Source organism: Paenibacillus hubeiensis (assembly GCF_032334105.1).
In the GTDB taxonomy this organism is placed as follows: Bacteria; Bacillota; Bacilli; order Paenibacillales; family Paenibacillaceae; genus Paenibacillus; species Paenibacillus hubeiensis.
Window position 1 is genome coordinate 128742 of record NZ_JAVYAE020000011.1, and the last position, 14918, is coordinate 143659.

The window sequence follows — 14918 nt, forward strand, 5'->3', positions numbered from 1 at the left end:
ACCACAGGATTTTTTCATTATCTTGCATCTGTATGTTCTTAAACTCGATTGGGATAATTAAAAAAACCGATAATCTTTAATAAGTTTATCGGTACGAAATAAAGCAATTGTTATAGTAAAAACGGTATTTAAGCCCTCATTCCTACGAATCCCGTAGTTTGTCGACGGTTCTGTAGGTTCGCCCGCCTAGGTCGTCGTTCTCCTTCTGACCTACTTCCCGTGCGGCTCCGGCCAAGTCCTTGGTCAAACGCGCACGGCAAGAGTCACACATATGCCCTTCCCTGATCAGGTTTCCGCATACTTCACAAGGATACATCAGATTAGGGGCATTTTCGATGGAGATTCTCCCCTCACGGATAAACTTTGTAATCTGTTTGATGGAAACATCCGTAGCGTCGGACAACTCCTGTATGTTAGCACCTTTGTTTTCCCGCAAATACTCGGCGCATGTTTGGTACTCCAATTCGATCTCCTTGATGCAGTTGGAACATACGTCCCTGAAATTCAAGGCGTACAATCTGCCGCAGCGAGGACAATTACCCAAATTCATTCCTCTATCGCCCCTCTCAAGCTTCCTCTTTCCGTATATCGATGTATCTATTACATTACCTTATTTTTAGTCGTGAAGCCATAGGACATTTTACAAAAAAGAGAGAAACAGAATGCATACATGCGCAAGCTGTTTCTCTTGTTGGATTACTAAGTTAACGCTTTGATCGTTAAAACGGCGGACCATGCACTTGAGTTTTGTTCACTAACGGCTCTGATCCGGTATTTGTGCTGACTGGAAGGGAGCAGATCTGCATGATTCCATTGGGGATCACTTGTCGTTCCAACGACTTGCCCATCCGCTTCAATCTCGTAAAACGTGGCGCCTGCTACCGCATCCCAGCCCAATGCGATAGAGGTGCCGTCTGCTGTGCCTTTCAATACCGGTGTACCTAATAGCGTCATGCCGCTGATCAAGTCACTCCACGCGCCCACGCCTGCTGCGTTCTTCGAACGGATACGGAAGGTATGCTCCGTATTGGCGGCAAGACCGCTCTTCGTATACGCCACGCCCGTCACAGGTACCACCGTGCCGTCGATTTCCAGGTCATAGCCCGTTGCTCCGGTGACGGCCGTCCATTTCAGCGCAATTGCTACATTTGTTGTGGAGTTGATCGCCAAGCCGCTTACTGCTCCTGGGACAGTGTTTTGTGTCAGGACTGCTGTCCATGCACTGGTGTTCGTATCGGTCAACGCACGCACCCGGTATTTATGTGCCGTTCCCGGCAGTAAATTGCTATGTGTGTAAGTGGGCTCGTCCACTGTGCCGACAACCACGCCATCCGATTCTACTTCGTATGTTGTGGCATCGGCAATCTCTGCCCACGTCAGGGTTACCTTCGTTTCTTCCGATGTCGCTTTCAACACCGGTGTATTCAGTAACGTAGTCGCGCTAATCGGTTCGCTCCATGTGCCCGGACCTGCTGCGTTCTTCGAGCGGATACGGAAGGTATGCTCCGTATTGGCAACCAGACCGCTCTTCGTGTATGCCACCCCCGTCACAGGCACTACGGTGCCATCAATTTCGAGGTCATAACCTGTTGCTCCGGTGACGGCTGTCCATTTCAGCGCAATCGCCACGTTTGTTGTTGTATTGATCGCCAAGCCGCCCACTGCACCTGGAACGGTGTTTTGCGTTAAAACTGGTGTCCATGCACTTGTGTTCGTATCGGTCAAAGCGCGCACCCGGTATTTATGTGCCGTTCCCGACAATAAATTGCTATGCGTGTAAGTGGGCTCGTCCACTGTGCCGACAACCACGCCGTCCGCTTCTACTTCATATGTTGTGGCATCGGCAATCTCTGCCCACGACAGGGTTACCTTCGTTTCTTCCGATGTTGCTTTCAATACCGGCGTGTTCAGCAGTGTAGTCGCATTAATCGGTTCGCTCCATGCGCCCGGACCTGCTGCATTCTTCGAACGAATGCGGAAGGTGTGCTCCGTATTGGCGGCAAGACCGCTCTTCGTATATGCTACGCCTGTCACAGGCACTACCGTGCCGTCAATTTCGAGATCATAACCCGTTGCTCCGGTTACAGCTGTCCATTTCAGTGCAATCGCCACGTTTGTTGTGGAGTTGATCGCCAAGCCGCTTACTGCACCAGGAACGGTGTTTTGTGTCAGAACTGCTGTCCACGCGCTTGTGTTGGTATCGGTCACCGCACGCACGCGGTATTTGTGTGTCGTTCCCGGCAGCAAACTGCTATGCGTATAGGTCGGCTCGGTCACTGTGCTGACAACCACGCCGTCCGCTTCTACTTCATATGTTGTGGCATCGGCAATCTCTGCCCACGTCAGGGTTACTTTCGTTTCTTCCGATGTTGCTTTCAACACTGGCGTATTCAGCAGCGTAGTTGCACTAATCGGTTCACTCCATGCGCCTACACCTGCTGCATTCTTCGAACGAATGCGGAAGGTATGCTCCGTATTGGCAACCAGACCGCTTTTCGTATACGCCACGCCCGTCACAGGCACTACGGTGCCATCAATCTCCAGGTCATAGCCCGTTGCTCCGGTGACGGCCGTCCATTTCAGCGCGATCGCAACGTTTGTTGTGGAGTTGATCGCCAGGCCGTTTACTGCTCCTGGGACAGTGTTTTGTGTCAGGACTGCTGTCCACGCACTGGTGTTGGTATCGGTCAACGCACGCACTCGGTATTTGTGTGCCGTTCCCGGCAGCAAACTGCTATGCGTATAGGTTGGCTCGGTCACTGTGCCGACAACCACGCCGTCCGCTTCTACTTCATATGTTGTGGCATCGGCAATCTCTGCCCACGTCAGGGTTACCTTCGTTTCTTCCGATGCTGCTTTCAATACCGGTGTATTCAGTAACGTAGTCGCGCTAATTAAATCGCTCCACGCACCTACACCTGCTGCGTTCTTCGAACGAATGCGGAAGGTATGCTCCGTATTGGCGGCAAGACCGCTCTTCGTATACGCCACGCCCGTCACAGGCATTACGGTGCCGTCGATTTCCAGGTCGTAGCCCGTTGCTCCGGTGACGGCCGTCCATTTCAGCGCAATTGCTACATTTGTTGTGGAGTTGATCGCCAAGCCGCTTACTGCTCCTGGGACAGTGTTTTGTGTCAGGACTGCTGTCCATGCACTGGTGTTCGTATCGGTCAACGCACGCACCCGGTATTTATGTGCCGTTCCCGGCAGTAAATTGCTATGTGTGTAAGTGGGCTCGTCCACTGTGCCGACAACCACGCCATCCGATTCTACTTCGTATGTTGTGGCATCGGCAATCTCTGCCCACGTCAGGGTTACCTTCGTTTCTTCCGATGTCGCTTTCAACACCGGTGTATTCAGTAACGTAGTCGCGCTAATCGGTTCGCTCCATGTGCCCGGACCTGCTGCGTTCTTCGAGCGGATACGGAAGGTATGCTCCGTATTGGCGGCAAGGCCGCTCTTTGTATACGCCACGCCTGTCACAGGCACTACGGTGCCATCAATCTCCAGGTCATAGCCCGTTGCTCCGGTGACGGCTGTCCATTTCAGCGCAATCGCCACGTTTGTTGTGGAGTTGATCGCCAGGCCGCTTACTGCACCAGGCACCGTGTTCTGTGTCAAGACTGCTGTCCATGCACTTGTATTGGTATCAGTCAGCGCACGCACCCGGTATTTGTGTGCCGTTCCCGGCAGCAAACTGCTATGCGTATAGGTTGGCTCCGTCACTGTGCCGACAACCACGCCATCTGCCTCCACTTCATATTTCGTCGCGCCGTCAATCTCTGCCCACGTCAGGGTTACCTTCGTTTCTTCCGATGCTGCTTTCAACACTGGCGTATTCAGCAGCGTAGTTGCACTAATCGGTTCACTCCATGCGCCCACGCCTGCTGCGTTCTTCGAACGAATGCGGAAGGTATGCTCCGTATTGGCGGCAAGACCGCTCTTCGTATACGCTACGCCCGTCACTGGCACTACCGTTCCGTCGATTTCGAGATCATAACCCGTTGCTCCGGTGACGGCTGTCCATTTCAGCGCAATTGCTACATTTGTTGTGGAGTTGATCGCCAAGCCATTCACCGCACCTGGCACAGTGTTTTGCGTTAGGATTGCCGTCCATGCACTGGTGTTGGTATCATTCAGCGCACGCACGCGGTATTTGTGTGCCGTTCCTGGCAGCAAGCTGCCATGCACATACGTTGGCTCGGTCACTGTGCCCACAACCATGCCATCGGCCTCTACTTCATATTTCGTCGCGCCGTCAACTGCGGGCCACGCCAACATGACTTCTTCTTGCGAAGGACTCGTTTGAATAACTGGAGTACTCAGTTGCGTTGTCACATTCAACATTTCCGTCCATTTGCCTGCCCCGCCTGCATTTTTGGATCTGATCCGGAAGGTGTGCTCCGTATTTGCACCAAGACCCGTCTTTGTATAGGTCGTACCCGTTACCGGAGTGATCACCCCATCAATCTCAAGATCATATCCGGTAGCACCTTTAATCGCATCCCAGGATATTGAAATTTTGTTCCATGCCACGTCGGTTGTTTTCAAACCATTCGCCGAATTAGGAACAACCAACTGGGTGATCGTGCTGCTCCACTCACTCTCATTGTCCGACGAAAGGGCTTTGACCGAATATGTATGACTCGAATTAGCTTCCAGACCCTCGTGTACATAGGAGGTTACATTTCCTATATCTATGGCTTGTCCGCCATCAATAACCAACTGATACCGATCAGCGTTGTCTACGGCCGTCCATGTTATCGTGTTTTTTCCTTCTTCTGAACTTGAAGACAATTTCGGTTTGGCCAAGAGTGTTTTGACTTCATATACACTGCTCCAATCGCTCGTACCCAAAGGATTCAAAGCCCGGACCCTGTACGTATGGTTCGTATTCGGTGCGAGTGCATTGTTCGTAAACGTTGTACCGTAAAACGGTCCCTTAATCACGCCGTCCTCTTCGATCTCGTATTGAAAAGCCTGCTGCACATGATCCCATGACAGCATAATAGCCGAATCGTTTTTGGTCGCGCTGAGATTAGATGGAGCCGCAGGAATCTGTTTGAAAGGAGTCGGGCTTCCACCTTCAAAATCAGGAATAGCGTACTCTCCCTTTTTTGTATAGTACGGGTTCAAATCGGAGTAGAAATCTACGACTTCTCCGGTATCAGCATTAACAACAAGCGTTAACGGACTCTCCTGGTAGTCATATACATAAGTCGGTGTCGGCAGCCCCAACACATCATCATTAGTGATGGTCCACTGACCAACGTTCATGCCGGATTGTCTATACGTCATTTCGGAATAAGTCTCATAAATCCGGCTAAAATCAACGAAAAACGCATGATCTATCTGCCCTGCATACTTGGAGTTGTAGGATCCGAACTGAATCTCAGTGATATAATCCACGTTTCCAAGAACCGATTGTCTGCGGGTAAAAGAGTATCCTGTAGTAGAAACGCTGTAGGACCTTACCCAACTTAAATTGATGTCCTTCTGGTTCACCTGCAATTTACCGCCGTCCTTTGTCATGACGTAACGGTAATCGTTGCTAGCCGAAACAATCGTTCCCCCACCAACCGCTGCAGCCTGCGCAACCTCCCCTCCATACAAGCCAAGTTGCCCGAATACCAACGTTAAAACCAGCATTCGGACGGCCCACAAATATAAACGGCTTTTTTGTTTTCCTGGTACCACCATCGTTCTCCCCTTCAAAAGATATATTGTGCCACCTCCGGGATATGGCCGATTCTGGAAATGGCAGCAATATGTATTCTATGCCGTGAACCTAATTCCTCTTTTTAACATGGAGGTTATTTATTGTTTTTTTATAAAACCGGTAAGTTCAGCAAACAACATATTTACATATGATATGGATTAATATTAACTCATGCAAAAATCAGCATATTTCAAACGAAATGTACGCATCTCATTATTGAAAATCAAGATCTTGCCAACGTGAGTGTATACACCTCTGTCAAGATGCCGGCTTCCTGCGCAGCCTTCAGGATGACTTCTCCGCAAGCATCCAGGGTGCTCCCCGTCGTATAGATATCGTCTACCAGCAGCAAGCGGAGCGGCGTTTGTGAACGCATGGGTTCTTCAGAACACTTACGGCGTCCTAAATCGACCAGCAGCTGCATCGCATCCGGCTGCAGGGCAAAGGCATGCTGCATCGTCTCGATCCGCTCCGCGCGAGACTTGAAGCTCTGTTTGGCGGTGTTGACCGGGCGGCTGAGCAGGTCAACGAGCGGCATGCGGTGCGCGGCGGCGAGGCCTGCCGCCAGCCGCTCCGCCTGGTTGAAGCCGCGCTCGGCGAGGCGTTCCCCGCTGACCGGAACATAGGTCACGGCGTCCGGCCGCCATGGCGGCAACGGTTTGCGCAGCAGCGACCCGGGTCTTCGGGTCGCTGCCGAGAGGTGGACGCCCGCGGCCATGGACGCGGGCGGGACAGGTGGATGGGGAGCGTCATCCACCCGCAACCGTGCAGAAGCGGCCGGTTGTGCCGCCAAAGCGGGGATCTCTTTTGCCACAGCCGCATTCATCTCCTCGCTCATCGCCCGGAAAGCCTGTACCACCATGGCCGTCAGAAGCGGGCCGTACCGCCCATGCCCCCGGAATTTGTACATGCCGATCCATTCCTTCATCAAAGCATTGTATTGCACGGCACTGCGGTTGCATACAAACGAGCGCTCCCGCATATGCGGGCGAAGGCAATCGGGGCAGCCGATGCCCCGGCCGCAGCGCAAACAGCGGATCGAACGAATCCACGGTATTTGCTGTGCGCAGCGGAAGCAGATGCCGGGATAATCCGCCGACAACCTCGCTCTGGTGCCGCAAGTCAGACAGGTCTCTCCCGGTGGGGCGAGCAATTGATGCAGCAGGCGGGCGAGCCCTCGCAGTTGGCTGGATACTCCTTCGAACCCATTGAACATGATGGCTGAATACCTCCGTTTACGATTTATTGGGATTCCGGCGTGTTCAGATACCCTTTACGGCGGGCGATGGCGTTCATTTTGCGGATTTGAGCCACGGCTTTGACTTGGGAACGCGTCCGTTTGGGAGAAGCAAACACGACCTTGCCTGCCGGATCGTCCAGCGAGCGCCCTGCCCGGCCGGCCATTTGTACCAATGACGCCTCATCGAACAGGCCGTTGTCTGCATCCAAAATGAATACGTCGCTCCGCGGAATGGTCACGCCGCGCTCCAAAATGGTCGTCGTGACGAGCAGCCGGATGTCGCGTTCCCGAAAGGCGACGACTTTGCCGCCCCGTTCGGCGTCCTGGGAAGAGGTGCCCTCGACCCGCACATGCGGAAAGCGGCGGCGAAGCAGAGACACAAACGGTTCGATCTGCGCAATGCGCGTTACGAAAACGAAAACTTGCGCGCCGCGTTTAAGGGAGATCCGGATTTGGTTTTGCAGGGAAGCGGGAAGATCGCGTTTGCGAATGCACTCCGCCACGGCGGGTAACTTCAGCAGTAATGGCACCGGCAGCGGATGGCGATGAAAACGTACCGGTACTCGGGCATGCTCCAGTTTGCCCCAAGCCACTTCTCTTTGCATGCCGGCAGGCGGCGTAGCCGATAAGTAGACAAAGTGTCCTCCCGGTTTGCAGGACGCCGCCGCGGCATGTGCGAGCATGGGATCTCCATGATATGGAAACGCATCGAGCTCATCAATCACAACCAGGTCAAACGCCTGGTAAAACCGCATGAGCTGGTGAGTGGTGGCAAGGGTCAGCTGTGCGTCTTTCCAACGCTCGGTGCTGCCGCCATACAGCGTGGCGAGCGTAGCATGCGGGAACGCTTTGGCGATCCGTGGCGCCAGTTCGAGCACGACGTCCCTGCGCGGCGTTGCCACGAGCGCTCTCCCTCCCCGCTCCACGACATGCTGCAGGAGCGGGAAAATCATTTCGGTCTTGCCGGCCCCGGTCACGGCCCAGAGCAAGAACCGCCCCGGCCGCCCTCCTGCGGGCGGCCGGCCCAAAAACGCCAGCGCCGCGGCAGCCGCCTCGCTCTGCGCTGCGCTAAGCCCCCACCGGGCGAGCCCGCCCCCGGTGGCACCGGCCGTGCCATGCACGGCCGCAGGCGCTGCGCTGCGCAGCAGCAGCGCACAAGCCCGGCTGCGCCCGAGCGCGAGGCATGCCTCGCAGTAGGCGCACGCCGCCAGCCCGCAGGCAGCGCAGGGCACGCGCTGCCTGGCAACGCTGCCGCAGCGGCGGCAGCGGGGCGCGCTTCGCGCGCGGGGCAGCCACGCGGCACGGCGGCGCGTGGCAAGCTCCAGGGCGGCAGCGAGCTGCAGCCGCCCGTGCAGGTGCGCGAGTTGCGCTGCCGCGCACCAGGCAGAGGCCAGCGGCGGGGCGGTGTCCGCCAGCAGCGCCTCTGCCTCGGCCGCCAGCAGTTGGCGGCCGCGAAACCGCTCGGCCAGCAGGGCAGCATCCTGCCCGAGCTGAGCCCAGGCGGTGGCGGGATAAGGCTCCGGCATCCCGCCCGCACCCTCTGCCGCCCAGAAACTCGCCGGGCGGCCTCTACAGGCTTCGCGTTCGCCCGAAGCCTCCTCATACTGCAGCAGTCTGCGCCGCATATACTGCTGCCAATGCTTTCTTTCCCACTGGTCCATGCCCCGCTCCGCTTCGAATCCGTTCACCAGCCAAGAAGCTTGACTCATCGCGAGCGCGCCATCCAGCAAAACCCACCGCAACGCCGCCTTCCCGCCCCTGTCTTCCACCCACCAGGCCGCATCGACCCGAATATCCAGCGACAGCTTCATGACCCATCCTTCGTCTAAACGGACGACATATAGCGCAACTTTCATACTCTCTCTCCTCCCTGTAGCACTCGAATCTCCCCAAACGGGAACCAAAAAAAAGCACATACCGCCCGACAAAATGTCGGGAGCATGTGCTTCATGTCCACTGGATAATCTATTTTTGATTAGCTTGTCCTCTAAATATATCGTGTATATTCGTTTTCCACAAGAACCATTCGTTCATCAACTTGGATGTAAGGCCAACCTTTTACAGTGCGCCGTGGAGCCTCCCCCTGGAATCGTCTCAATAACCAAAGAATTCCCCCGCTCCATCCACTCTCCGTCCATTTCTAAGCGAAAGTGGTCACCTCGTCCGTTCTCATTTCTCGATGTGTCCAACTTGGGAAAAGTTTCTCGAAACACGCGAAACTTTTCCCCGTTCGCTTCGTCTATACTTTTAAATTAAGAATTCCAGGTACGAACAAGTGACGTATGTGCTCTCCTCACTTATGAACCAATATACAACCATAGATTGCAAAAAAATCCATTATAACTTTAATAGCAGAATTGACTACAATGACAAAAAAAGACTACAGCTGCATGCTGTAATCTTCGCTTGTGGATTTATGGCATCCATACGTGGGTTTTGCCCACATGACGACGTAATCCAATCATTCACTGCGCAGGATCACGGAGGTCAATCAGGCGATACGCTGAGCTCCCTTGTTGTTTGGACAAATCCAAATCTGCCGGAACAGCCGGCAACACCGACAGCTCCATCCCCTGCCTCAACATCAGTTTCTCTATAATGCGAACCGTCTCCGCTTCCCTGCGTTCAGCAATGACTGTCATCGTAAAGCTCTTTCCACGATAAAACAGCTCCCGGCAAAGCGTCCGTACAATACCTTCGATCCGTTGTACCTGATTGGAAGGAATGAGCACGATTTGCTCGATGCCTTCGGATTGCGGATGGGACAGATGACGGTGATGCATGACATGAACCGCCATTGCCGCCAGGAAGTAGATGAGCAGAATCATAGTCAGATGAGCAACCATGGCAACTGCACCTCCTCGAAAGGTCATGTTCACCCGTGGCGAACATCCCTGTATACGACAGTATATGCCGCACTTTCGAAAGGGTTACACTTGCTGCAGGTTTATCGCCTTGCTCTGAACATTCGTTCTGCACGTCCCTGCACTTTGTTCATTTGCAGGATTAAAGTCCATTAACCCGCATACCGGTTCAACATTTTGAACAGGCGCGAGTGATCCATAATCCGTATATGATTTCGTTTGCTGCAATTCCCCTTGCTCCTTCAGCCATTACAGCGTAACCCAGCCATACTTAATAGAGTTGATAACAGCCTGTGTACGGTCATCCACTTCCATTTTTTGCAGAATGCTGCTGACATGGTTTTTCACCGTTTTTTCGCTGATGAACAAGAACTCCCCGATCATTTTGTTGCTCTTGCCTTCAGCCATCAGGCGCAGTACCTCAGCCTCGCGACGCGTCAGCGGATTGTTGTCGCCTGCAACGAACTTCACGCCCGCCTCCTTCGACACCCCTTCGCTCATGGCTCCCGTCTCATTCAAATATGTCATGCGGCGCAGCTGCATGATCAGCTTGCCGGTGACCTTCGGATGAATGAACGCATGCCCTTCATGCACGGAACGAATCGCATTGATCAGAGATTCGGCCTCCATGTCTTTCAGCAAATATCCGTTCGCGCCTTTGCGCAGCGTCTCGAACACGTAACTCTCGTCATCGTGAATGGACAAAATGATGACTTTGACGTCCGGGAACAGCTCGCGCAATTTCTCGGTCGCCTCTACCCCGTTCTCCACCGGCATATTGATGTCCATCAATACGATATCCGGTTTGTCCTGATTGCAGAACTCAAGCACCTGGATGCCGTCGCCGCATTCGCCGATGACCTCAATGTCGTCCTCCATATTCAAAATGCGTTTCAGTCCTTCGCGGAACAGCTGATGATCATCAGCGAGCAGAACCTTAATCGGTGCGTTTCCAGTATCACGGTTTTCCATCATGCTACTCCTTTCCCTTATCCACGTTTGTCGGAATATGAATCACGATTTTGGTTCCCTGATTCTCCGCGGATTCAATTTCTATTCTGCCTTCCAGTAGCTCAACCCGCTCTTTCATCCCAATCAAACCGAAATGGTTGTGCTCCTTGCTCTTCTTGGCGAGAAGCTCCGGTTTAAACCCAAGCCCATTGTCTTGAACGACAATTTTGACGAGCTGAGCCTGGTATGTAATTTCCACTACAACATAAGTGGGATAAGCATGCTTTGCGGCATTGGACAATCCCTCCTGCACGAGGCGGTAAATGGCTGCCTCCATTGCAGAAGACAAGCGATGTTCCTTTCCCCTTGTTTCAAAAAGCGCGCGGATTTTCGTTTTTTCCTCAAAATCCTGCACGTATTTCCGAAGCGTGGGGATCAGACCAAGATCATCCAGTGCCATAGGACGCAAATTGAATATCACTTTTCTCATCTCTTCAAGACTTGAGCGGACCTGGCCTTTCAAGTCTACTATTTCGGCCTGGACCATCTTAAAATCCTGCTTGGTGAGCATTCTTTCTACAATTTCCGTCCTAAGCACTAGATTGGCAAGCATCTGCGCAGGGCCGTCATGAATCTCGCGGGCAATGCGTTTTCGCTCTTCTTCCTGGGCCAAAATGATTTTCAAGCCGATCATTTGTCGGTTTTTGGCGGACTCAATGATGCGTGTCACTTGACCTAGTTCGCCAGACAGGTACTCCAGCACAACCCCCATCTGAGAACCGATCGTCTCGGCACGCTCCACAGAAGCCTCCACGTTTTTGGCGCGCTTCTGCAGATCGTCCCGACGAGCCTTCAGATACATTTCCTTCTCACGGTAAATCATCAAATCCAGCTGCAGCTGCGTGGCCTTCTCGTAGGCCTGCTTGATATCATGCTCGGAATAACGGACAAAGTCGCGGCTGACCTCGGTCAAACGAATGCGGGAGCGGCGGTAGTTCAACTCCAATTGATCGACCTTTTCGATCGTTTCCGCCGCTTCCTTCAGCACGGACTTCAGCTCATCGTTGAGCGTCTTCAGCTCCTCGCGCGTGGAGTCCATAATTTCGAACATCTGATATTTGCTGTTTTCCATGACTTGTATGGCGTTTTTGATGACGCGATCTATGGCATCGGCTTGTAAATCCACGTTAATTCGACTCCATTTCTATCGTTTCCGGTATATATCATACCATATCACGATGAGATGGTAACGGTCTTCGTGTTCTGTTCCCATTTTACGGTCAATCCAAGCTGCTCGGATACGAGTCGAAGAGGGACTAAAGTCCTACCTCCACTTACGTAAGGCGCAACCGCTGCGCTCTGTCGTTTTCCGTTCAAAACGAATTCTTTCTGCCCGACCACAAGGTCGATCAATTTTCCGCCGCGGATCACGGTAATGCGCTGGTTTTTGCTATCCCAGCCCGCCTGACCGCCAAAAGCGTCGAGCACATGTTTGATCGGTACGTAGGTTGTGCCGTTTTTCAGCACGGGTGCGGCATCAATCGTTTTTTTCGTGCCGTTTACCGTCATTGATTTTTGCCCCAGCACCAGGGATGCCATGCCTGTCGGCAAACCGACCTCGCTCGATTTGGATGGCATCGTAAACGCGATGTTGTCGAAGGCAACGGTTCCTGTTTTTGCGCGTTCATCCTGCCCCTCTTCCACGTTTACGACATAGACGCGTTTCAGTTTGGCCGGATAAGCGATATTCAGGCCGTTCAGATCAACGTTTACCGTTTTCCAACCGGTCCAATCAATCGCTTTGGCGATATCCGCGTATACCGTATTGCCGTTTGCATCGGTGAACTCGGCACGCATCCAGTTCAAACTCTTGTCGCCCATAACGTCCATCGACATGGATGTGGCCGCAGCGGATACTTCTTTGCCCGTCGTACCGTTAAGCTGTGCGTATGCATACATTTTGCCGGTTCCAGCCGTCATGTCATAGCTTAATTGCAGCACTTTGGAACCTGCTTTGTCCCCCGTTCCCGCCGCTACCGTCGCAGAACCGGTCACTCCTGCCGCGTTGGTCGTGAAGCTGATCGGGTAATTCACGTTCTCGAAATTTTCCCATATCGTTTGGCTGTCTGCCGCCGTAAGCACAACTACCGTGCTGAACCCGTCATACCGCCCGATGGCATATCCGACCTGTGCTCCGGAATCCACGGAAGATACCGTAAGCTGGTCCCCGGACACTTTGCCTTTGAAGCCGATGAATTCCCATTTCAGCGAATCCGCCGGAACCGTTACGCTTTGTCCGTCCTTCGTTTTGGCCGTTACCGGAATCGAAACGGTTGCGCCGGATTTCAGCGAGCCCATGCCCGATCCTGCCGTCAGCGAAGCCAGCTCGCTGCTGCCCAGCACCGTCACTTTAACCGAGGAAGAAACGCCGTTGCTTGTGGCCGTCAATGTCGCCGTACCCGGCTTCACGCCTTTGACCGCGCCATTGCTTACGCTCACGATGCCGTTGTTGCTGGATTTCCAGGACAGGGTAACGTTGCCCATATCAATCGGGTTGTAGTAGGTGTCATATCCTTTGGAGGTATACTTCCCTTCCTGGCCGACCAAAAGCGTTTTGGCACCACTGATCGCAAAGCCTTTCAGCTTGCCTTCCGGCGCTGTAGAGAACACACCCAGGGAATTCACAACTTGACGCTGCTCCGTGCCATATTCCGTATTAAAGGTCAGGCTGGCCGTTTCCTCTCCAAGTGGCCGGGTTACCATCGTTGTGGAACCGCCGCCGTCCAGATTCATTCCTTTCCAGACGCCGATGTTGGTCATGAACGACTGGAGCTCCGTTAACGACATGCCGCTGCTGCTGCTGTTTTTCTCCGCGGCCACGATGTAAACATAACGACCGTCCTGAGAGTAACCAACCGCCGTTCTCGCCCGAATGCCTCCAATGCCGGAAGCCGCGATATCACGCGAAAAAGACGCCGCCTTCCCGCCGTTAACCAGAATGGTATGGCCGCCGATCATCGTTTGCAAATCGGATGGGTCGATCGTCTGTCCCGACGTTTTGGCCTTGAGCTTGTAATCCGTTCCCAGCTTCTGGCCAACAGCCAGATGGTTCATGATCCACGCCGCAGCCGTGCCATGTGCACGCAGAATGTACCCATCTTCAGGAACGGTCATATTGAGGGCAGCCTTATCCGAAATTTGGGTAATAACCCCGTTCTGCACAAGCACTTCGGTTGGCGTGGTCGAAGGATCGTTTGGACGTTTGGTTGAAGTCCAAGCCGGTGTATAAATATACATGGAGTTGGCATGGCTGTATTTGACGGAATCCGTTTCCACCGTATAATCTTCCTTATTAATACCACGAAGCGGGAACGTTGAACCATCATCCGCCGTTACAATACCTTCAAAGGAATATTCGTCGATCATCGGTTTGCCGTCCTTGGTCACCGTGAGGGCATACATGCCCGAAAGCTCCGAAGGCGTCGACACGATTACGCCATCAGACACCTGTCCGCCAATCGGCGCGAGTTCGCCCGAGACGTTGAAATAATCGCCGTTCACGGCAGCTACCGCTTCGTTTTCCTTGGCCATGCCGCCCGTGCTTTGTTTGCTGTTCAGATTGCCGCCTTTGCCGGTCATGACATCCAGCTTCACGTATGGATTTTGCAAATCCACCTGCACGACATCAGCCAGCACATTCACCTTTTGTCCTGAACGCGTCGTAGTATATTGATATTTGATCAGTTTTGCCCCTGATGTCAGAATTTCCTCGCTAAGCTTGCTTGTGTTCGTTGCCGCCGCGGCAGCCACCGACCGCCACGAAGTGCCGGACCATACCTGCGATCCCGCGCCCAATACGGGAGTAATCCAGATCACGCCTGCGAGCGTGACGATCATCCATTTTTTCGTTCTGCTGCCCTTCACGTCTTTCCGTAGTTTCCCGTGTTTCCCCAGCATGTTTGAAACGACTCTCCCATCTTGTATATCAAACTTAGGCATTCCGGATCCGGCTGCCGAAAGGCAGCCAAACGATCGGATTCCTAGCATACTCTACTAGTAATAGACTGCTTTGGGCCCGAAAAGTTACGCAAGCTGCTAGAATTGTCCGGCTAGATCGTGATATTCGTTCCCTGTTTGCGTTGAG

General features: G+C 53.4%; 9 protein-coding genes. 1 reads left to right on the forward strand and 8 read right to left on the reverse strand.

Annotated features, from left to right (window positions below):
• Window positions 1-142: 142 nt before the first annotated feature.
• From RSX24_RS23620 to RSX24_RS23630, 3 genes are all read right to left on the reverse strand, one after another.
• Window positions 143-550 carry a TIGR03826 family flagellar region protein gene (locus RSX24_RS23620; RefSeq protein ID WP_236420938.1) on the reverse strand — a complete coding sequence of 136 codons (408 nt, stop codon included), beginning with the start codon at window positions 548-550 and terminating at the stop codon, window positions 143-145.
• A gap of 149 nt (window positions 551-699) precedes the next feature.
• Window positions 700-5700, reverse strand: a complete 5001-nt coding sequence (locus RSX24_RS23625) for a fibronectin type III domain-containing protein (protein ID WP_343261969.1) — start codon at window positions 5698-5700, stop codon at window positions 700-702.
• A gap of 242 nt (window positions 5701-5942) precedes the next feature.
• Window positions 5943-6629, reverse strand: coding sequence for a ComF family protein (locus tag RSX24_RS23630; RefSeq protein ID WP_343261970.1), 687 nt, complete (start codon window positions 6627-6629; stop codon window positions 5943-5945).
• A gap of 72 nt (window positions 6630-6701) precedes the next feature.
• On the opposite strand from RSX24_RS23630, the gene RSX24_RS23635 reads away from it, so the two are divergent.
• Window positions 6702-6944, forward strand: a complete 243-nt coding sequence (locus tag RSX24_RS23635; protein WP_343261971.1) for a hypothetical protein — start codon at window positions 6702-6704, stop codon at window positions 6942-6944.
• Between the two features lie 17 nt (window positions 6945-6961).
• Here RSX24_RS23635 and RSX24_RS23640 read toward each other — a convergent pair whose 3' ends face one another.
• From RSX24_RS23640 to RSX24_RS23660, 5 genes are all read right to left on the reverse strand, one after another.
• On the reverse strand, window positions 6962-8815 hold the full coding sequence (locus tag RSX24_RS23640) for a helicase-related protein (RefSeq protein WP_438286876.1): 1854 nt from the start codon (window positions 8813-8815) through the stop codon (window positions 6962-6964).
• Between the two features lie 609 nt (window positions 8816-9424).
• Window positions 9425-9805: a hypothetical protein gene (locus RSX24_RS23645; RefSeq protein WP_236420940.1), complete on the reverse strand. Its 381-nt coding sequence runs from the start codon at window positions 9803-9805 to the stop codon at window positions 9425-9427.
• Between the two features lie 267 nt (window positions 9806-10072).
• Window positions 10073-10795: a response regulator transcription factor gene (locus RSX24_RS23650; RefSeq protein WP_236420949.1), complete on the reverse strand. Its 723-nt coding sequence runs from the start codon at window positions 10793-10795 to the stop codon at window positions 10073-10075.
• Between the two features lie 4 nt (window positions 10796-10799).
• Window positions 10800-11960, reverse strand: coding sequence for a sensor histidine kinase (locus RSX24_RS23655; RefSeq protein ID WP_236420941.1), 1161 nt, complete (start codon window positions 11958-11960; stop codon window positions 10800-10802).
• A gap of 47 nt (window positions 11961-12007) precedes the next feature.
• The gene (locus RSX24_RS23660; protein WP_343261973.1) at window positions 12008-14731 is read right to left on the reverse strand and encodes a stalk domain-containing protein; all 2724 of its coding nucleotides are present in this window, start codon (window positions 14729-14731) and stop codon (window positions 12008-12010) included.
• Window positions 14732-14918: the final 187 nt, after the last annotated feature.